The organism is Kitasatospora sp. NPDC056138 (genome assembly GCF_042264695.1).
GTDB lineage: Bacteria > Actinomycetota > Actinomycetes > Streptomycetales > Streptomycetaceae > Kitasatospora.
The window spans coordinates 126214-145488 of sequence record NZ_JBHJVK010000002.1 but is presented as its reverse complement, the minus strand read 5'-3'; the positions used below and the strand labels follow the sequence as shown (position 1 = coordinate 145488).

Genomic DNA, 19275 nt, shown 5'->3' with positions numbered 1-19275 from the left:
CACCCGTCGTCAGACACCTGTTCCGGCGAACTTCCAACGACGGCGGTTGACGCCGCGTCACCTCTCCGGCCGAGCGCACCGCATCACGCGCCCCGCGTGCACCGGCCGCCGCACGCCTCAGCGCAGCTCGGGCGGCGGGGTCCGCTTCGCGTCCATCCGATCGACCCTCAACAGGCTCCCCCAGACCGCCATCCGGTACGTGGAGGTGTACACCGGCGTGCAGGTGGTCAGGGTGATGTACCGGCCGGGATCGGTGTAGCCGGAGCCGGTGGGGACCGGGGCGACGACGCCGGTGTCGTACTTCGAGGTCTGGGGCAGCGTGTTGTCGACCCGGTAGACGTACCAGCTGTCCCGGGTCTCGACCACGATCGCGTCGCCCCTGCCGACCCGGTCGAGGTCGTGGAACTTGGCGCCGTGGCCGTCCCGGTGCGCGGCGAGGGCGAAGTTGCCCTCGCCGTCCCAGGGCATCGCGGCCCGGTACGGCTCCTCGTAGACCCCGGCCACGCCCTCGTCGAGGACCTCGCTGCCGGTGCCCATCCTGATCAGCACCTGGTAGCCCCGGCCGAGCGCGGGGACGTGCAGGAAGCCCACGCCGTCCCCGGCCGCGTAGACGGGGGGCGGGGCCTGGGCCGCCGCACCGGACGGGCCCGGGACGGCCGGGGCGGACCAGCTGTCGCGCAGCCGGTCCGCCTGGACACCGGCGCGCCGGTCGGCGACCACGTCCGTCCACCACAGCGAGTACCCGACGAACAGGGCCAGCACCAGCCCGGCGGTGATGAGCAGCTCGCCGACCAGGCCCAGCACCGAGGCCCGTCGGCCCCGGCGGCGACGCCGCCGCTGCTCGGCTCGTGAGGGTCCGTCCAGAACGATCTCCACGCCGCCGCCTCGTCCCTCGGGTACGGGTGCCTAGCCGCCGGTCAGGGCAGGAGGCTGCCCCTGACTCCTCGGCCGTTCCTCGACCATCTTGCCAAAGACGATCAGCCTTCCCCGGGCACTGAACTCCGGCGTGCACGTCGTCATGGTGATGTAACGACCCGGTTGGCCGAACGGTGATCCCTTCGGCACCGGTTGGAGCACCGAGACGTTGGACGGCGGCGTCTCCGGGATGCCGCCCGCCACCTCGTAGGTGTAGTAGGAGGTCGCGGTCTCCACCACGATCTTGTCCCCCGGGACCAGCTGCCCGATCTTGCGGAAGGGCTGGCCGTGCGTGGTCCGGTGGGCGGCCACGGCGAAGTTGCCGGTCTTGTCGGAGGGCATCGCGGTGCCGATGTAGTGCCCGACCAGGCCCTTGTCGAGCACCTGCTGCTTCCCGGTGCCCTCGGCGATCGGGTACGTCAGACCGAGCTTGGGGATGTGGATGATGGCGAAGCCCTTGCCCGGTTCGAACGCCCCGGCGGGCTTGTCTGCGCTGCCCGGGGCCGGTGCGGGCTGCGGCTTGGCCCACTGCTGTTCCAGCTGGCTGCGGGTGCCGTCGGCGGAGGCGTCCGCCTGCACGTTGGTCCACCACAGCTGGTACGCGACGAAGAGCAGCATCACCAGGCCGAGGGTGATGAACAGTTCGCCGACCAGCCGGGCGGCGACCACCCGCTTGGACTCCTTCGGGCGCGGCCTCGGCCCGGTGGGCCGCCCGGCCGCCCGGCGTCTGCCGCTGCCGGAGCGCACCGCCGTCCCGCCGGCGGCCCGCCGCCGCCCCGACCGGCCGTTCGGCACGGCGGGACCGGCGTCCGGGTCCGCCGGGTCCGCACCGGGTATCGGTCGCAGCTGCAGCGTCTGCTCGGCCGGCGCCCCGGGGTGCCCGCCGGCCGGCTCGTGGCCGCCCCACCCTCCCGGGTCCGTACCCGGTCCCGCTCCGGAGCCGGTGTGCGCGCCCCCCTCCGGGCTCAGTGCCGTCACCCTCTCAGCCCCGGCCGATCACCGGGGCGAGCCCGGCCGAACGGCCGACCGCCTCCGGGTAGCCGCACTCCGCCAGCCAGTTGGCCAGCATCCGGTGACCGCCTTCGGTGAGCACCGACTCGGGGTGGAACTGCACGCCCTCGACCAGGAGTTCACGGTGCCGCAGCCCCATGATGACGCCGCTGTCGGTCTGCGCGGTGACCACCAGGGTGTCCGGGACGGTCGCCGGTTCGACCGCGAGCGAGTGGTACCTGGTCGCGGTCATCGGCGAGGGCAGGCCCGCGAAGACCCCGCCGTCCTCGTGCGTCACCTGCGAGACCTTGCCGTGCAGCAGCTCGGGCGCCCGGTCGACCACCGCGCCGTACGCCACCGCGATCGACTGCAGCCCGAGGCAGACGCCGAACAGCGGCAGCCCGGCTGACGCGCAGTGGTGCACCATCTCGATGCACACCCCGGCCTCCTCCGGCGCTCCCGGTCCGGGGGAGAGCAGCACGCCGTCGAAGCCGCGCTCGCCGTCGCGGCGCACCGCGTGCTCGACCGTCACCTCGTCGTTGCGCACCACCTCGCAGGTGGCGCCCAGCTGGTACAGGTACTGGACGAGGTTGAAGACGAAGCTGTCGTAGTTGTCCACCACGAGGATCCGGGGCGAACTTCCGGCGGAGGTCATACGCGCGCTACTCCTGAAGTGCGGTTCCTGCCGACCGGCAGGGGAAGAGCGGGGGAGCGGAACCGGTCAGCCGGCCCCGCCTTGGTCCACCGTGACGTTCCCGAAGGGCAGCAGCGGTTCGGCCCACGGGAAGACGTACTGGAACAGGACGTAGACCACCCCGAGCACGAGCAGCACCGCGAGGATCATCCGGACCAGGGTGTTCCCCGGCAGATGCCGCCAGATCCAGCCGTACATGCCGCTCCTCAGGGTTCAGGTCGGTGTCAAGACTAGACCGCACCGTCTGCCGGACAGGCCACATCACCGGAGTTGTCCGGTCCTGCTCCCCCGCACCCACCGGCCGTTGCCGCCGTTCGCGTTCTAACCGTTCGCCGAGTGCAGATCGACGCTGCCCGTGTACCCGGGCACGGTCAGGTTGGCGCTCTCCTGCACCTTCCAGCCGAGCCCGTACGCGGCGACGTACTGAAGGTAGTTGTTGATCGTCGGATCGCCGTTGACCGCCGCCCGCAGCGCGTCGGTGCGGCCGACCGCCTTGATGACGTACGGCGGGGAGTAGACCCGGCCCTGGAGCAGCAGGGTGTTGCCGACGCAGCGGACCGCGCTGGTGGCGATCAGCCGCTGGTCCATCACCTGGATCCCCTCGGCACCGCCGCGCCAGAGCGCGTTCACCACGGCCTGGATGTCCTGCTGGTGGATCACCAGGTCGTTGACGCCCGGGTCGGGGACGCCCGGGATGCGCGCGGTGGCGTCCGGCGGTGCGTCGTTCAGGGTGACGGTCAGACCGGGGCCCTTCAGCGGGTCGAGTCCGGCGGACCGGCGCAGCGGGTCCAGCTGGGCCGTGTCGGAGGGGGCGACCCGCTGCCTGGTGAGGGCGTCGGCGCGGTGCTGGAGATCGGTGAGCTGCGCCTGGGTCTGCTGGTTCTGGGTGCTGCGCTGGGTTATCACGTCGCTGAGCCGCAGCAGGGAGTTGTCGGTGCGCAGATCGGTGCCGCGGGCGGTCTCCGCGCTGATGTAGAAGAGCAGCCCGGCGAGGGAGAATACTGTGCAGGTAAGGGCACGTCCGACAATTCGGGCACCAGGGCGGCGGCCGTCGGCGGAACCCCGGGGAATCGTGAAATTCGGCACCGTACCCTTATCTCCTTCAGACCCGGCGAGCCACTACGCTAACGGACGCCGGTGGCATGTGCGGAGCGCCCTGTCCGGTACGTCCCCAGGTTCCCCTGGCGGAGGTCCGGACCGGTCGCTCCCCCGTACAGACCGGTCCCCACCGCCGCCCGCCCCGCTGCACCCTGCGCGGTCACAGCGCATCGACAGGAGAACCCCTCGTGCCGAAGTCTCGACTCCGCAAGAAGTCCGACTACACCCCGCCGACGACGACGGCGGTGAAGATCAGTTCCGGGCGCAGCTGGGTGGCACCGCTGATGCTGGCACTGTTCCTGATCGGCCTGGTGTGGATCGTCACCTACTACGTGACCAACGGCAGCTGGCCGGTCCAGGCCTGGGGCAACTGGAACATCCTGGCCGGCTTCGGCTTCATCGCCGCGGGTTTCGGCGTCTCCACCCAGTGGAAGTAAGCCCCGTCTGACCCGTCCTTCCGCACCGCTTCCGGCCCGGGCCGGGAGCGGTGCTTCTGCCTGTCCACAGCCGGTTCGGGTCATCGAACCGTACGTTTATCCACACGGTTATCCACACTGGGGAAAAGTCGACCCAGCCTGTGGATAACTTGTTCTCCACAGCCCTGGAAAAGGGTGTCGGAGGGCTGACAAAAGCACAGCTGGACGCGCGTAGAGAGGGTATCCCCAGCCGGTCCTCCACACGGGCTGTGCACAGCCCCGTGCACGCTGTGGACAACCGGGCGCCGCACCTCGGTGCGGCACCGCGCCTCACACCCCGATCCGGGCCGTCCCGACCAGGACCAGCGCGACGACCAGAGCGAGCATCCCGGCCAGCGTCAACCCCTGCACCAGGCTGCGGTGCGCCCGGGGGGCGTACATCAGGCCCACGCCGGTGACGGCACCGGCCACCAGGCCGCCGACGTGCGCGCGCCAGTCGATGTACGGCACCGAGAAGGTGATCACCAGGTTGAAGACCAGCAGCGCCATCAACGGCGCCAGCGGCGTCCGGGTGACCCGGAACAGCACCGCGGTGGCGCCCAGCAGGCCGAAGATCGCCCCGGAGGCCCCCATCGAGTACAACCGGTCTCCGGAGACCAGGTAGGCGAAGGCGTTGCCCGCCAGCCCCGAGACCGCGTACAGCCCCACGAAGCGGAGCCGGCCCAGCATCCGTTCGAGGTTGGGGCCGATCACCCAGAGCGAGACCATGTTCATCACCAGGTGCAGCAGACCGGTGTGCACGAACGCGGCGGTCACCAGCCGGTACCACTGGTCGGGCCCGGCGGCGACGCCGTAGGGCTGGTACCAGTACGGCGGGACCAGGCTGTGCAGGGAGAGCATCTCCTTGAGCTCCGGGCGCAGGTACTCGGTCAGCAGGAAGACCGCGACGTTGATCCCGATCAGGCCCTTGGTGACCAGCGCACCGTCCTGGGTGTGCGTACCGCCGAAGCGGGTGCGGGCCCCGGTCTGCGCGGCCTCCTGGCGGGTGCTGCGCACGCACTCGGGGCAGTGGAAGCCCACCGAGGCGTTCACCATGCACTCCGGGCAGATCGCCCGCCCGCAGCGGGTGCAGGCGATGCCGGTCTCCCGCTCGGCGTGCCGGTAGCAGCGGGAAAGACCCGAGGCCGCCTCGGGCTGTGGTCGGGCCGACTCGTCCGGGAGCATCCGGGGTTCCCTCCTCAGGGGCGGTCCCGGCGGCACCACCGCGCACGGGGTACCGCCGGGACCGTCAAGGCTACTGCCGGGGCAGGGCCCCTCCCAGCGTTTCGGCCGGTCGACTCAGCGGCGGGTGATCTCCACCGACTCGATGACGACGTCCTCGACCGGGCGGTCGCCGCGGCCGGTGCGGGTGACCGAGATCTCCGAAACCACCTTGCGGCTGAGCTCGTCCTCGACCTCGCCGAAGATGGTGTGCTTGTTGGTCAGCCAGGCGGTCGGCGTCACGGTGACGAAGAACTGCGAGCCGTTGGTCCCCGGGCCGGCGTTGGCCATGGCCAGCAGGAACGGACGGTCGAAGGCCAGGTCCGGGTGGAACTCGTCGGCGAAGCGGTAGCCGGGACCGCCGGTGCCGGTGCCCAGCGGGTCACCGCCCTGGATCATGAAGTCGCTGATCACACGGTGGAACACGGTGCCGTTGTACAGCGGGGCGTTGGACTTCACGCCGGTACGGGGGTGCGTCCACTCGCGGCTGCCCTCGGCCAGCTCCACGAAGTTCGCCACCGTCTTCGGAGCGTGGTTCGGGAAGAGCTTGATGACGATGTCGCCGCGGTTGGTCTTCAGGGTGGCGAAAAGTTCCTCGGCCACGATGTGCCTTCCTAATCTGTGCAACTGATCTTCAGATCATCCCATGTGCGGTGCGGCCGCCTCCCACGCGCCCGTCCACCACTCCGGCGCACCACTCCCCGACCACCATCGGCGACCGCCACCGAATCGCCACCGGTGACCCGCGTACGGCCCAACCCGGCGCGCCAGTGGGACAAACCAGCATGCATGATCTCCAATCAGGTGGAAACGTGCATGCAGGACGCCATCCAGGAGGAGAAGCTCGTGACCCACTCAGCTCGTGAGACAGCCGGCCGGACCAGGGACACACTGGCGCCCTATGCCACCACCGCCAAGGAAACGGCACTGCACTACGCGGACGAGGCCAAGCACCGGCTCGGCCCCGCGCTGGAGGCCCTGGGCCCCAAGGTCGGCGCGGCGGGCGTCCAGGCCAGGAGCGGCGCCGCGCACGCCTCCCAGGCCGCCCGCGTCCAGTACGTCAAGCACGTCGCCCCCCAGCTGGAACAGGCGTTCTCCGCCCTTCCACCGCAGGCCCAGCAGAACACCCTCAAGGCCGTCCACCTGGCCCAGGAGGCCGCCCTGGCCGCCCGGCACTCCGCCGGCCGGGCCGCCGACCACGCCAGGACGAACGTCGGCCCCCGGGTCTTCGACGCCGTCGACGGCGCCCGCACCGCCATCGTCCCGGTCGCCCAGGAGGCACAGACCCGCACCGCCGCCGCGCTGGCCGCGCTGCAGGGCAACGTCAGCTCCGCCGAGATCGCCGACCTCGCCGCCAGGAACGCCAAGCGCTCCGCCAGGTGCCGACGCGGCTGGGCCACCGGCCTCGCCGTCACGGGCACCCTGGCGATCGGCGCGGGCGTGCTCGCCTGGCAGTGGTGGCGCCGCCAGAGCAACCCGGAGTGGCTGGTCGAGCCCCCCGGCAGCACCCGCGGTCCCGCCTCCGGCTCCACCACCACCGGCACCGCGGCCGCCGAACCGCAGCTCAACGGCTCGGGCCCCCGGGAGCAGTCAGCCGACCAGCCGAACGGCCACCCCACCGACCAGACCCCCGACCCCAAGCCGGGACCCCCGCCCGGCAAGCCGGCCCCCGGCGACCCCCCCAAGCCGCACGACCCGCGCAAGCCGCACTGAGCGGCCGGGAAAACAGTTCGGCCGCTGACCTGATCCCAGGTCAGCGGCCGAACGCACGGTGGAGCTTAGGAGATTCGAACTCCTGACATCTGCCTTGCAAAGGCAGCGCTCTACCAACTGAGCTAAAGCCCCGTGCGGTGTGCTGCGCACTAGCGTACCCGGTCCCGCCGAGAATCTTCAGCAGGTATCCGCACTGCGGCAGCAGACCACGGGTGGGCTCCCCGGCCGTCGGACCGGGGGCCACCCAGCGGAGGACCGTGCAGGGCCTCCGAAAGATCGTCCGGTGTCAGCGGGCGCCGGCCGGGACCGGGTCGGTGGCCTCGGTCCACAGGTCCTGCTCGGCGCGGTCCGCCTGGACCTGACGGTAGACAAAGAAGCCGCCGAGGGCGACCAGGGCGACCAGGAGAAGCTTCTTCACCGCGGGACCTCGTCCTTCTTGCTTGCTTGGGGCGGGCTCAGCAGGGCTCCCCCTCACGGAGGGATCGCTCGCGAGTCCTCTGATGTACGAGCACGAACCAGCGGCTGGGGTCGCAGACCGCCTTGCGGCCGATGATACACACCGGTAACCGCTCACCGAGCGGCCCCCGTCAGGTCCAACCGCCCGGTCCGCACGCCTGATTGACGCCGTACCCCGGGCCGGAACGCCGACCTGCGACACGCCCGGCCGCAGGTGCCCCGTCCGGGGACTCGACGGGTCGCCCGCCACCCTGGCCGCGGTCTCAGAACCGTGCGGCCCCGGACGCGTACGGCCCTGGCCCGCGGTCGCGCAGCCCGGGGGTGTGCACCCGCCCAGAAGACCGGCCACGACGCCCCTGTGCGCCTCCCTGCGCCTCCGTCCGCCCGACGCCCCACCCGGGCTGCTTCCGGGCCGGATGGGCCCGGACAGGGCCTCTCAGGGACGCCGGGGGTCGGTCCCGGGCCGCCGACCGGGCCGCCGGGTGCCGAGCCGGCCCAGCCCGCTCCGCAACTCCGCCAGATCGCGCCGCAGTTCGCCGACGTCCTCGCCGACCCGGCACAGCCGCACACTCATCGCCCCCCAGCAGCTCCCGGTCCGCGAGCACCATCCCCTCGCACCCGGCCACCCGCTGCTCGACTGCGGCGACCCGCCCGGAAAAGCACTCGGCGCCCTGCTCCACGACCCGCTGCACAGCCCGTTCCACGGCCGGCTCCACGCCCCGCGAGCACCAGCAGCCACCCGACTCCGCGCACGACGCCCCCGGGCGGTCCACCGCCAGGTCCAGCAGGGACCGCCGGACCCTCCCGGCGACCTCGCCGTCCCGCAGCAGCATCGCCGCGTTCAGCACCGCCCGCCGGGCAGCAGCGCCAGCGCCTTGACCTCATCGAGGACCTCGGTACGCCCGCTCAGGTTCCTGCGCAGGGTCCTGGACTCGAGCAGGGCGGCTTCCACGGACATGGGGATGCCTCCATGGTCGGAGTGAAGTGTCGACCGCCCCTCACCGGGGCGCGGGGCCGGAGCATCCGCCAGCAGGGAGCAGAGGTCGCGCTACGTCCACGGACCGATGACCGGTTCTGACGCCCGGCAATCCCCAACTTCACAGCAGCTTCGAGTCGTCCCACCCAAGTTGCCTCTGCGCACCCGGTGCAACGAGCCCGCGGCCGACCGGTCACGCCCAGAGGACGGCCCGGCCCCGGGAACGTCAGAAGGCCCGGAGTGGATGTCCACTCCGGGCCTTCTGCGCCGGTGGGCCTAACAGGACTTGAACCTGTGGCCTCTTCCTTATCAGGGAAGCGCTCTAACCGTCTGAGCTATAGGCCCTTGCCGCACTGAAAGATTAGCGGACCGATGGCCGATCTCCCAAATCCGCGTCGGCGGGCACCCTGGCGAGCCATTCCTCGCGGGTCGCGGGCAGGTGGCTGAGGCCCCCGGGGGCGGTGCGGACGGCGAGCACCTGGTTGATCCCGATGCGGTTCTCCTCGAAGGCGAGGGCCGAGGCGGCCATGTACAGACGCCAGACCCGGGCACGGCCGCGGCCGACCAGCTGGACCGCCTCCGGCCAGTTGGCCTCCAGGTTCGCCACCCACTCGCGCAGGGTGAGCGCGTAGTGCTCGCGCAGGGACTCGACGTCCCGGACCTCGAAGCCGGCCTCCTCCAGCAGGGAGACGGTGCTGCCGACCGGAGCGAGCTCGCCGTCCGGGAAGACGTACGAGGAGATGAAGGGGCTCGGCACGTACGGCTCGCCGGGGCGGCCGGGGCGGCGGGCGATCTGGTGGTTGAGGAGGCGGCCGCCGGGGGTGAGCAGCCCGTAGAGGCCGCTCGCGTAGCGCAGGTACTGGGCGGCGCCGACGTGCTCGGCCATGCCGACGCTGGAGATGGCGTCGAAGGGGCCGTCGGGGATCTCCCGGTAGTCCTGGAGGCGCACCTCGACCCGGTCGGACAGACCGGCCGCCGCGACCCGCTCACGCGCCAGCGCGACCTGCTCCTTGGAGATCGAGACGCCGACGGCGGTGACGCCGTACTTCCTGGCCGCGTGCAGCAGCAGCGAGCCCCAGCCGCAGCCGACGTCCAGCAGACGCATCCCGGGCCGCAGGCCCAGCTTCCGGCAGATCAGGTCGAGCTTGGCCTCCTGGGCGTCCTCCAGGCTCTTGCCGTCCGGCGTCCAGTACGCGCAGGAGTAGACCATCGAGGAGCCCAGCACCAGGCGGTAGAAGTCGTTGCCGACGTCGTAGTGGTGGCTGATCGCGGCGCGGTCCCGGCTGCGGCTGTGCACCCGGCCCTGCTGGCGGGCCTCCTCCGGCGGCGGGGCGGGCTGGAGGCCGAGCGAGCCGGTGCGGACGGCCACGCTCAGCAGGCGGCGGCCCTCGGGGCCCAGCAGGTCCCTCGGGCCCAGCGCGAGGGCGCGGATCCGCGGCTGCTCGACGAAGTGCGCGACCGCGCGCATCACGTCGTAGAGATCGGTGCCGGGGGCGAGGTCGAGATCGCCCGAGACGAACGCACGGGCCAGCCCGAGCTCACCCGGCTGCCAGATCAGCCGGCGCACCGCTCGCCGGTTGCGGAGCACCACCACGGGCGCCTCCGACGGGCCGGCCACGCTGCCGTCCCACGCCTGCACCCGGAGTGGGAGTCCGGCCCCCAGCAGCCCCTCCAGTGCCCCTACGAGTTGCGTTGCCACCTCAGCCATCGAGCGCCTCCGACCAGCCGTAACTGCCCACCCTGTCGCCTACGACACCCGCCCCCGGGACACGGCCGCCAGCTAACCCACAGCGGCTGTCACGGGTTCGGACGGCACGCCGGGGTCGCCGGGGCTGTCACTCGAACGCCAGCGGGCCCTGAAGATTGCAACAGACTTCAGGGCCCACTGATTCCGGTCGGGCTCAACCCGACGAGGTATGTCCGACGGTGCGTCAGTCCTCTTCCGCAAGCGTCAGTTCGATGCCGCCGGTGAAGCCCGCGGCGGTGTTGTAGATGAAGGCCGAGAGGGTGGCCAGCGCCGTCATCAGGACCACGTCCACCACCGCGATCAGGGTGGTGAAGATCATCACGCGGCCGAAGCCGACGTAGTCCATCAGGTTGAAGCCGCCCGAGGTGTCCGCACCGGTGGCCTCCTTCAGCGTGCTGCCCAGGGAGTCGAAGACCCCGAGGCCGTCCAGGGTCATCCACAGCACGGCGGTCGCCACGATGATGATCACGCCGACCGCGAGGGAGAGCAGGAAGCTCACCTTCATGACCGACCACGGGTCCGCCTTGGTGATCCGCAGCCGGGCCTTGCGCACCCGGCCGGCGACCGAACCGGCCGCCTGACCCGCCGGAGAGGCGGTCGGCGGAGTACCGGGCCGGCGCGGGGCGGAGGTCCCCCGGCCCGAGCTCGGCTGGCCCTTGGCGTACGTGGTCGGCGTCGAGAACCCGCTGGACCCGGCCGCGCCCTGGGCCCCGCCGACCGACGGCATCACCGAGGTGGACGAGGCCGGGGGAACGGCCGACGACTGTGGCACACCACTGAACGGCGCTCCGCCCTGTGCGGCGCCCGGCAGGCCGCTCGCGGCACCTCCCGCAGCACCTGTGGCTCCACTCACCCTGGTCCTCCCAGTCAACCGCCAGGCCGGCGGTCCGCCCTGGTCACGTCGTGTCCGGTGCCCGGCCAGGGTGGCCGGGCACCGCTCGACCGGCGCCCACCCCCGAGGGGCGGGCGCCGGTCAGCAGGGCGTGCGGTCAGGCCTGCTCGGCCGGTCCACCCGCCGTGGTCCCGTCAGCGATCTCCGTCGAGGTCTCCACAGAGTCCTCGTCCTCCGAGATCTCCTCGTCCTCGGCCTCCGCGTTGCGGGCCATGCCCACCACCGCGTCGCGCTTCCCGAGGTTGATCAGTTGGACGCCCATCGTGTCACGTCCGGTTTCACGAACCTCCGAAACCCTGGTCCGGATCACACCGCCCGAGAGGGTGATGGCCATGATCTCGTCGGTCTCCTCGACCACCAGCGCTCCGACCAGCGAGCCGCGGCCCTCGACGATCTTCGCCGCCTTGATGCCGAACCCGCCACGCCCCTGGACACGGTACTCGTCCACCGAAGTCCGCTTCGCGTAGCCGCCGTCGGTGGCTGTGAAGACGAAAGTCCCCGGACGGATGACGTTCATCGACAGCAGCTCGTCGTCCTCGCGGAAGGACATGCCCTTCACCCCGGAGGTCGCCCGGCTCATCGGCCGCAGCGCCTCGTCGGTGGCGGTGAACCGGATCGACTGCGCCTTCTTGGAGACCAGCAGCAGGTCGTCCTCGGCGGAGACCAGCTCGGCGCCGATCAGCTCGTCGTCCCGGCCCTCCTCGTCCTGCCGCAGGTTGATCGCGATCAGACCGCCGGAGCGCGGCGAGTCGTAGTCCTTCAGCGGGGTCTTCTTCGCCAGCCCGGCCCGGGTCGCCAGGACCAGGTACGGCTTGTCCTCGTAGGTGCGCACCGCCATCACCTGGGCGATGTGCTCCTCCGGCTGGAAGGCCAGCAGGTTGGCGACGTGCTGACCGCGGGCGTCCCGGCCGGCGTCGGGCAGCTCGTAGCCCTTGGCGCGGTAGACCCGGCCCTTGTTGGTGAAGAAGAGGATCCAGTTGTGGGTCGTCGTCACGAAGAAGTGGTCGACGATGTCGTCCTGCTTCAGCTGCGCGCCGCGCACGCCCTTGCCGCCGCGCTTCTGCGAGCGGTACAGGTCGCTGCGGGTGCGCTTGACGTAGCCGCCACGGGTGATGGTGACGACGATGTCCTCCTCGGCGATCAGGTCCTCGATCGAGAGGTCGCCGTCGGAGGGGATCAGGGTGGAGCGCCGCTCGTCGCCGTACTTCTCGACGATCGCGGTCAGCTCCTCGGAGATGATCTCGCGCTGGCGGGCCGGGGAGCCGAGGATCGCGTTGTACTCGTCGATCTTGCGCTGCAGCTCGTCGTGCTCGTCGGTGATCCGCTGGCGCTCCAGGGCGGCCAGGCGGCGCAGCTGCATCTCCAGGATCGCGTTGGCCTGGAGCTCGTCGATCGACAGCAGGCCCATCAGGCCGGTACGGGCGGCGTCGGCGCTCGCCGAGGCCCGGATCAGCGCGATGACCTCGTCGATCATGTCCAGCGCCCGCAGCAGGGCGCGCAGGATGTGCGCCCGCTCCTCGGCCTTGCGCAGCCGGAAGGTGGTGCGGCGGACGATGACCTCGACCTGGTGGTTGACCCAGTGCCGGATGAAGGCGTCGAGCGACAGCGTGCGCGGCACCCCGTCGACCAGGGCCAGCATGTTGGCGCCGAAGTTGGTCTGCAGGTCGGTGTGCTTGTACAGGTTGTTGAGCACGACCTTGGCGACCGCGTCGCGCTTGAGCACGATCACCAGGCGCTGGCCGGTCCGCGAGGAGGACTCGTCGCGGACGTCGGCGATGCCCGCGACCCGGCCGTCCTTGACCAGGTCGGCGATCTTCAGCGCGAGGTTGTCCGGGTTGACCTGGTACGGCAGCTCGGTGATCACCAGGCACTGGCGGCCCTGGATCTCCTCGACCTCGACCACCGCGCGCATGGTGATCGAGCCGCGCCCGGTGCGGTAGGCGTCCTCGATGCCGCGGCGGCCGACGATCAGCGCGCCGGTCGGGAAGTCCGGGCCCTTGATCCGCTCGATCAGGGCTTCCAGCAGCTCCTCGTTGGTGGCGTCCGGGTGCTCCAGTGCCCAGAGCGCGCCGGAGGCGACCTCGCGCAGGTTGTGCGGCGGGATGTTGGTGGCCATGCCGACCGCGATGCCGGTGGCACCGTTGATCAGCAGGTTGGGGATGCGCGCGGGCAGGACGGTGGGCTCCTGCGAGCGGCCGTCGTAGTTGGCGGCGAAGTCGACGGTCTCCTCGTCGATGTCGCGCATCATCTCCATGGCCAGCGGCATCATCTTGCACTCGGTGTAGCGCATGGCCGCCGCCGGGTCGTTGCCCGGGGAGCCGAAGTTGCCGTTGCCGTCGACCAGCGGCATCCGCAGCGACCACGGCTGGGCCAGCCGGACCACGGTGTCGTAGATCGAGGTGTCGCCGTGCGGGTGGTAGTTGCCCATCACGTCGCCGACGACGCGGGCGCACTTGTAGTAGCCCTTCTCGGGCCGGTACCCGCCGTCGTACATCGCGTAGAGCACGCGGCGGTGCACCGGCTTGAGGCCGTCGCGGACCTCGGGCAGCGCACGGCTCACGATCACGCTCATCGCGTAGTCGAGGTAGGAGCGCTGCATCTCCGTCTCGAGCTCGATCGGCTCGACCCGCAGGGTGCCCTGGGTGGTGTTCTCCGGCTGCTCGTCGCCGTCCGGACGGTTGTCGTCGACCACTGGTGGTCAGTTTCCTTTCACGCGTGACTGGTTCGTGGGATCCCGCTCGGGGGTCACACGTCCAGGAAGCGGACGTCCTTGGCGTTGCGCTGGATGAAGGAGCGGCGGGCCTCCACGTCCTCGCCCATCAGGACGGAGAACAGGTCATCGGCGCGGGCCGCGTCCTCCAGGGTGACCTGGAGCAGCAGACGGTGCGCGGCGTCCATGGTGGTGACCCGCAGCTCCTCGGCGTTCATCTCGCCCAGACCCTTGAAGCGCTGGATCGCGTCGTCCTTCGGCAGCCGGCGCCCGGCCTCCACGCCGGCCGCGATGACCGCGTCGCGCTCCTTGTCGGAGTAGACGTACTCGAAGTCGTCCTTGCCCCACTTGATCTTGTACAGCGGGGGCATGGCCAGGTAGACGTACCCGGACTCGACCAGCGGCCGCATGAAGCGGAACAGCAGGGTCAGCAGCAGGGTGCGGATGTGCTGTCCGTCGACGTCGGCGTCCGCCATCAGGACGATCTTGTGATAGCGGAGCTTGGACTCGTCGTAGTCCTCCTGGATGCCGCAGCCGAAGGCCGAGATCAGCGCCTGGACCTCGGTGTTCTGCAGCACCTTGTCGATCCGGGCCTTCTCGACGTTCAGGATCTTGCCGCGGATCGGGAGGATGGCCTGGGTGCGCGGGTCGCGGCCCTGCTTGGCCGAACCGCCTGCGGAGTCACCCTCGACGATGAAGATCTCGCACTCGGCCGGGTCCTTGGACTGGCAGTCGCTCAGCTTGCCGGGCAGCGAGGCGCTCTCCAGCAGGCCCTTGCGACGGGTCAGATCGCGGGCCTTGCGGGCGGCGACGCGGGCGGTGGCGGCCTGGATCGACTTGCGGATGATGTCCGCAGCGTCGGTCGGGTTGCGGTCCAGCCAGTCGTTCAGCTGCTCGTGGACCACCTTCTGGACGAAGGTCTTGGCCTCGGTGTTGCCCAGCTTGTCCTTGGTCTGGCCCTCGAACTGCGGCTCGCCCAGCTTGACCGAGATGATCGCGGTCAGACCCTCGCGGATGTCCTCGCCGGAGAGGTTGTCGTCCTTCTCGCGGAGCAGCTTCTTGTCCCGCGCGTAACGGTTGACCAGGCCGGTCAGCGCCGCGCGAAAGCCCTCCTCGTGGGTACCGCCGCCGTGGGTGTGGATGGTGTTGGCGAAGGAGTAGACGCCCTCGGTGTACGAGGCGTTCCACTGCATCGCGATCTCCACCGAGATCGACTTGTCCTTGTCCTCCGCCTCGAAGTCGATCACCGTGGGGTGGACCGGCTCGCCCTTGCGGGAGTTGAGGTGGGCGACGAAGTCGGCGATGCCGCCGTCGTACTTGTACGTGACGGAGAGCGGCTTGCCCTCCTCGTCCAGGTGCTCGGGGCGCTCGTCGGTCAGCGAGATGGTCAGGCCCTTGTTGAGGAAGGCCATCTCCTGGAAGCGGCGGGAGAGCGTCTCGAAGGAGTAGACGGTGGTCTCGAAGATGTCGCCGTCGGCCCAGAAGGTCACGCTGGTGCCGGTGCGCTCGGTGGCATCGTGCTTGACCAGCGCGGCGGTCGGGGCGCCCATCTTGTAGTCCTGCGACCAGCGGTGGCCGTCGCGGCAGATCTCGACCGCGAGGCGGGTGGAGAGCGCGTTCACCACCGAGACGCCGACGCCGTGCAGACCGCCGGAGACCGAGTACCCGCCGCCGCCGAACTTGCCGCCCGCGTGCAGCACGGTGAGCACGACCTCGACGGCCGGCTTCTCCTGGCCGGGGACGATGTCCACCGGGATACCGCGGCCGTTGTCCACGACCCGGACCGCGCCGTCGGCCAGGATGGTCACGTCGATGGTGTCGGCGAACCCGGCCAGCGCCTCGTCGACGGAGTTGTCCACGACCTCGTACACCAGGTGGTGCAGGCCGCGCTCGCCCGTCGAGCCGATGTACATGCCGGGACGCTTGCGGACGGCGTCGAGGCCTTCCAGCACCTGGATGTTGCTACCGGTGTACGAGCCCTCGGCGGCCTGGTCGATGGATTCTGGGGTCTGGCTGGAGTTGCCGGAATCGGCCACGAAGCGCCCTCTCTGGCACAGCGCGGGCCGCACCCCCACCCGGTTCCGGGCGGGCCTGCGACCACGGCGTTTCGACTCGGTTGCTACGAGCAACAGTGTTTGGCTCTTAGTCTACCGGTAGGACTGACAGAGATGGGCGTTTGGCAGCCCCTGAGGGCAGATGTGCCGCCCTGAATCCCCTCTGCACATGTCCCGATACTCGCCAGGGGGGCTCAGACGCCCTACGCGGGCCGCCAGCGGTTCCGGAATGCGGCCGTCCGATCACTGCGCCGAGCCAGCGGGCCCGCCACTGCCGAGCGGCTCGATCGACGGCTCCGCCGCCGGGCCCGGAGCGGGTCCGCAGCAGGCCCGGAGCAGATCCGGAGCAGGCCCGGAGCAGATCCGGAGCAGATCCGAGCGCCCGGCGAGTGGAGAGACGGCGGGAAGACGGCGAAGGTTGCCGAAGGCCGGGGCGGGACCGCTACCCCCAGGTGTCACCCGGCCCCCGACTGCCCGGGGCCCGCAGCCGGCCGTAGCCGCGCTTGGGTGCATCGGGACCGAGCACCTTGATCACCCGGACCGTGCCGTGCCCCAGCTCGTGATTCAGGCGGGCGACCAACTGCCTTGCCAGCAAGCGGAGTTGAGTCGCCCACGCGGTGGAGTCGCACTGCACCGTGAGCACCGCCTCGGCCTCCGCGTACTGCTTGGGCACACAGTGCGCCGCGATGTCAGGACCCACGATCTGCGGCCAACGGCCCATCACCCCGCCCACCGCGGCCGGGGCCTCCCAGCCCCGCTCGGTGATCAGCCGGTTCAGCGCCGCCCCCAGTGGCACCGGGTCGCGGCCGTCCGCGCGCGCCCCGCTGCGCAGTCCGTGCCGCTTCGCCTCCCGCTTCTCCCGCACCTGCTCACCGCGCTTGCGGGCCTGCTCCTTCGCCGCCCGCAGCGCCACCCGGGCCAGATCGACGCCCGACGGCTCCGGGGACCTCGGATCCTGATCGCTCATCGCGCGATCTCCTTTCCCCAGGCTGTGGACAACGAAGTCCTCCAGCTTACGGGGCCGCCGAGGTGACCGACGTCTCAGGAGTCGCGGGCAGTCCCGGGGCACGGCCGAACCGGGAGCGGCTCGGGTCGGAGAGTGGCCAGGGGCGGACAGCGGCTGCGGGCATCCGGGCCGCGGGCGGACGCCGCTGCCCCGGTCCTCCCGTCCCGAGCGGGGAGAACGGCGCGGTCCGGTGCCCGTTCCGCGGGCCCCGCCCCGCCTGCTCCCGCCACGGCTCAGTCGAGGCGGGTGACCGTCCCGTCGGCGACGGCGTAGCGGGCGCCGGACAGCGCCTTCGGCACGTCCTCGGGGACGGCGGCGGTCACCAGCACCTGCTCTCCCCCGGCGACCAGTTCGGCCAGCCGGTCTCGGCGGCGCGCGTCCAGCTCGGCGAAGACGTCGTCCAGGATCAGCACCGGCTCGCCGCCGTCGGCCTTGAGCAGCTCGTACGAGGCCAGCCGCAGCGCCAGCGCGTACGACCAGGACTCACCGTGGCTGGCGTAGCCCTTGGCGGGCAGCGGGCCCAGCTTCAGACCGAGCTCGTCGCGGTGCGGACCGACCAGGGTCAGCCCGCGGGCCACCTCCTGCGGGCGGGCCTCCTGCAGGGCGGCCAGCAGCTGCTGCTCGGCCTCCTCTCGGCTGGTCGGCAGGGTGCCCTCGAAGGAGCTGCGGTACTCCAGCACGGTCTCCCCGCCGCCCGGGGCCAGCTGCTCGTACGCCTGCGCCACCAGGGGCTGGAGCGCGGCCACCAGGTGGATCCGGAAGGCCGTCAGCTCGGCCCCGGCCCGCGCGAGGTGGCCGTCCCAGACCTCCAGGGTGGAGAGGTCGGCGCCCTTGCCGCCGCCGGAACGGCGGGCCGCGGCGGCGGTCTTGAGCAGGGCGTTGCGCTGCTTGAGCACCCGTTCGTAGTCCTGCCGGACCCCCGCCAGCCGGGGAGCACGGGCGGTCAGCAGCTCGTCCAGGAAGCGTCGGCGCTCACCCGGGTCACCCTTCACCAGGGCGAGGTCCTCGGGGGCGAACAGCACCGTGCGCAGCAGGCCCAGGACGTCGCGCGGGCGGACGTTGTCGGAGCGGTTGATCCGGGCCCGGTTCGCCCGGCCCGGGTTGATCTCCAGCTCCACCAGGGTGGTGCGGCCGCCCTGGACGATGCCGGTGCGGACCACCGCCCGTTCCGCGCCGAGCCTGATCAGCGGGGTGTCGGTGGCCACCCGGTGGCTGCCCAGGGTGGCGACGTACCCGATCGCCTCGACCAGGTTGGTCTTCCCCTGGCCGTTCGGCCCCACGAAGGCCGTCACGCCCGGGTCGAGGGGCACCTCGACCCGGGCGTAGGACCGGAAGTCGGCGAGCGACAGATGCGCGACATGCATGGGTGTGGACTGCGCTCGCCTTCCGGGAACGTCGAACTGCTGCTTACTTCGACTCGACCGCGTGACCACCGAACTGGTTGCGCAGCGCGGCGATCATCTTCATCTGCGGCGAGTCGTCCTGACGGGAGGCGAACCGGGCGAAGAGCGAGGCGGTGATGGCCGGCAGCGGCACCGCGTGGTCGATCGCGGCCTCGACCGTCCAGCGGCCCTCGCCGGAGTCCGCGGCCCAGCCCTTGAGCTTGGCCAGGTGCTCGTCGTCGTCCAGCGCCCGGACGGCCAGGTCGAGCAGCCAGGAGCGGATGACCGTGCCCTCCTGCCAGCTGCGGAAGACCTCGCGGACGTCGGTGACCTCGGGCGCCGCCTCCAGCAGCTCCCAGCCCTCGGCGAAGGCCTGCATCATCGCGTACTCGATGCCGTTGTGGACCATCTTCGCGAAGTGGCCGGCGCCGACCTTGCCCGCGTGCACCGAGCCGAACTCGCCCTCGGGCTTCAGCGCGTCGAAGATCGGCTGCACCTTGGCGACGTGCTCGGCGTCGCCGCCGTACATCAGCGCGTAGCCGTTCTCCAGGCCCCAGACGCCGCCGGAGACGCCGCAGTCGACGAAGCCGATGCCCTTGGCCGCCAGCGTCTCGGCGTGCTTGATGTCGTCGGTCCAGCGCGAGTTGCCGCCGTCGACCACCACGTCGCCGGGGGAGAGCAGCTCGGCGAGCTGGTCGACGGTGTCCTGGGTCGGGCCGCCGGCCGGAACCATCACCCACACCACTCGCGGGCCCGCGAGCTTGGTGACCAGCTGCTCGAGGCTGTCGACGTCGGCGAGGTCCGGGTTGCGGTCGTAGCCGATGACGGTGTGGCCGGCGCGGCGGATGCGCTCGCGCATGTTGCCGCCCATCTTGCCGAGACCGATGAGGCCGAGCTCCATGACAACTGTCCTTCACTGTGGTGTTGTGCCTGGCAGCGGCGCCGTTGCCGCACAGCCTGAGCCTA

Annotated in this window: 17 protein-coding genes and 2 tRNA genes; 2 read left to right on the top strand and 17 right to left on the bottom strand. The window is 71.1% G+C overall.

All coding sequences use genetic code 11. The features are described 5' to 3' along the window. Positions 1-117: 117 nt before the first annotated feature. The 5 genes from ACFC1R_RS02200 to ACFC1R_RS02180 all read right to left on the bottom strand — a co-directional run bounded on the left by ACFC1R_RS02200 (position 118) and on the right by ACFC1R_RS02180 (position 3670). Positions 118-870 (bottom strand): class E sortase, encoded by a 753-nt coding sequence (locus ACFC1R_RS02200; RefSeq protein WP_375931636.1) that lies wholly within the window; start codon positions 868-870, stop codon positions 118-120. A 36-nt stretch (positions 871-906) separates the two neighbouring features. Continuing rightward, positions 907-1584, bottom strand: coding sequence for a class E sortase (locus ACFC1R_RS02195; RefSeq protein WP_375931220.1), 678 nt, complete (start codon positions 1582-1584; stop codon positions 907-909). Between the two features lie 313 nt (positions 1585-1897). After that, the gene (locus ACFC1R_RS02190; protein ID WP_375931217.1) at positions 1898-2560 is read right to left on the bottom strand and encodes an aminodeoxychorismate/anthranilate synthase component II; all 663 of its coding nucleotides are present in this window, start codon (positions 2558-2560) and stop codon (positions 1898-1900) included. A gap of 66 nt (positions 2561-2626) precedes the next feature. Continuing rightward, positions 2627-2797 carry a hypothetical protein gene (locus tag ACFC1R_RS02185; protein ID WP_375931214.1) on the bottom strand — a complete coding sequence of 57 codons (171 nt, stop codon included), beginning with the start codon at positions 2795-2797 and terminating at the stop codon, positions 2627-2629. Between the two features lie 123 nt (positions 2798-2920). After that, entirely contained in the window at positions 2921-3670 is a 750-nt protein-coding gene (locus ACFC1R_RS02180) for a DUF881 domain-containing protein (RefSeq protein WP_375931633.1), read from the bottom strand. Positions 3671-3885: 215 nt separating this feature from the next. On the opposite strand from ACFC1R_RS02180, the gene crgA reads away from it, so the two are divergent. Further along, positions 3886-4134 (top strand): cell division protein CrgA, encoded by a 249-nt coding sequence (crgA, locus tag ACFC1R_RS02175; RefSeq protein ID WP_375931211.1) that lies wholly within the window; start codon positions 3886-3888, stop codon positions 4132-4134. 309 nt (positions 4135-4443) lie between these two features. Here crgA and ACFC1R_RS02170 read toward each other — a convergent pair whose 3' ends face one another. Continuing rightward, entirely contained in the window at positions 4444-5337 is an 894-nt protein-coding gene (locus ACFC1R_RS02170) for a rhomboid family intramembrane serine protease (protein WP_375931208.1), read from the bottom strand. Positions 5338-5451: 114 nt separating this feature from the next. Further along, positions 5452-5976, bottom strand: a complete 525-nt coding sequence (locus tag ACFC1R_RS02165; RefSeq protein ID WP_375931205.1) for a peptidylprolyl isomerase — start codon at positions 5974-5976, stop codon at positions 5452-5454. A 213-nt stretch (positions 5977-6189) separates the two neighbouring features. Here ACFC1R_RS02165 and ACFC1R_RS02160 point away from each other — a divergent pair, with 213 nt between their 5' ends. Then, positions 6190-7086, top strand: a complete 897-nt coding sequence (locus ACFC1R_RS02160; protein WP_375931202.1) for a DUF5324 family protein — start codon at positions 6190-6192, stop codon at positions 7084-7086. A gap of 59 nt (positions 7087-7145) precedes the next feature. Here ACFC1R_RS02160 and ACFC1R_RS02155 read toward each other — a convergent pair. The 10 genes from ACFC1R_RS02155 to gnd form a co-directional block, all read right to left on the bottom strand. Next, positions 7146-7218: transfer RNA gene (locus tag ACFC1R_RS02155), tRNA-Ala, on the bottom strand. 154 nt (positions 7219-7372) lie between these two features. After that, the gene (locus ACFC1R_RS02150) at positions 7373-7504 is read right to left on the bottom strand and encodes a DLW-39 family protein (RefSeq protein ID WP_211785814.1); all 132 of its coding nucleotides are present in this window, start codon (positions 7502-7504) and stop codon (positions 7373-7375) included. Positions 7505-8789: 1285 nt separating this feature from the next. Further along, positions 8790-8863 (bottom strand) — tRNA-Ile (locus tag ACFC1R_RS02145). A gap of 16 nt (positions 8864-8879) precedes the next feature. Further along, on the bottom strand, positions 8880-10226 hold the full coding sequence (locus tag ACFC1R_RS02140; protein WP_375931198.1) for a class I SAM-dependent methyltransferase: 1347 nt from the start codon (positions 10224-10226) through the stop codon (positions 8880-8882). 223 nt (positions 10227-10449) lie between these two features. After that, the gene (locus ACFC1R_RS02135) at positions 10450-11118 is read right to left on the bottom strand and encodes a DUF3566 domain-containing protein (protein WP_375931195.1); all 669 of its coding nucleotides are present in this window, start codon (positions 11116-11118) and stop codon (positions 10450-10452) included. 136 nt (positions 11119-11254) lie between these two features. After that, positions 11255-13849 carry a DNA gyrase subunit A gene (gene gyrA / locus ACFC1R_RS02130; RefSeq protein ID WP_375931192.1) on the bottom strand — a complete coding sequence of 865 codons (2595 nt, stop codon included), beginning with the start codon at positions 13847-13849 and terminating at the stop codon, positions 11255-11257. Positions 13850-13902: 53 nt separating this feature from the next. Further along, positions 13903-15903: a DNA topoisomerase (ATP-hydrolyzing) subunit B gene (gene gyrB, locus ACFC1R_RS02125; RefSeq protein ID WP_375931189.1), complete on the bottom strand. Its 2001-nt coding sequence runs from the start codon at positions 15901-15903 to the stop codon at positions 13903-13905. Between the two features lie 460 nt (positions 15904-16363). Further along, positions 16364-16888, bottom strand: a complete 525-nt coding sequence (locus tag ACFC1R_RS02120) for a DUF721 domain-containing protein (protein ID WP_045303230.1) — start codon at positions 16886-16888, stop codon at positions 16364-16366. 272 nt (positions 16889-17160) lie between these two features. Further along, the gene (gene recF, locus ACFC1R_RS02115; RefSeq protein ID WP_375931186.1) at positions 17161-18291 is read right to left on the bottom strand and encodes a DNA replication/repair protein RecF; all 1131 of its coding nucleotides are present in this window, start codon (positions 18289-18291) and stop codon (positions 17161-17163) included. 43 nt (positions 18292-18334) lie between these two features. After that, on the bottom strand, positions 18335-19210 hold the full coding sequence (gnd, locus tag ACFC1R_RS02110; protein WP_375931183.1) for a phosphogluconate dehydrogenase (NAD(+)-dependent, decarboxylating): 876 nt from the start codon (positions 19208-19210) through the stop codon (positions 18335-18337). Positions 19211-19275: the final 65 nt, after the last annotated feature.

Excerpts from the sequence above, each read along its gene's own strand:
- ACFC1R_RS02190 (WP_375931217.1), bottom strand. The coding sequence starts at position 2,560 with ATGACCTCCGCCGGAAGTTCGCCCCGGATCCTCGTGGTGGACAACTAC.
- ACFC1R_RS02185 (WP_375931214.1), bottom strand. The coding sequence starts at position 2,797 with ATGTACGGCTGGATCTGGCGGCATCTGCCGGGGAACACCCTGGTCCGG.
- ACFC1R_RS02170 (WP_375931208.1), bottom strand. The coding sequence starts at position 5,337 with ATGCTCCCGGACGAGTCGGCCCGACCACAGCCCGAGGCGGCCTCGGGT.
- ACFC1R_RS02160 (WP_375931202.1), top strand. The coding sequence starts at position 6,190 with ATGCAGGACGCCATCCAGGAGGAGAAGCTCGTGACCCACTCAGCTCGT.
- ACFC1R_RS02140 (WP_375931198.1), bottom strand. The coding sequence starts at position 10,226 with ATGGCTGAGGTGGCAACGCAACTCGTAGGGGCACTGGAGGGGCTGCTG.
- ACFC1R_RS02120 (WP_045303230.1), bottom strand. The coding sequence starts at position 16,888 with ATGAGCGATCAGGATCCGAGGTCCCCGGAGCCGTCGGGCGTCGATCTG.
- recF (WP_375931186.1), bottom strand. The coding sequence starts at position 18,291 with ATGCATGTCGCGCATCTGTCGCTCGCCGACTTCCGGTCCTACGCCCGG.
- gnd (WP_375931183.1), bottom strand. The coding sequence starts at position 19,210 with ATGGAGCTCGGCCTCATCGGTCTCGGCAAGATGGGCGGCAACATGCGC.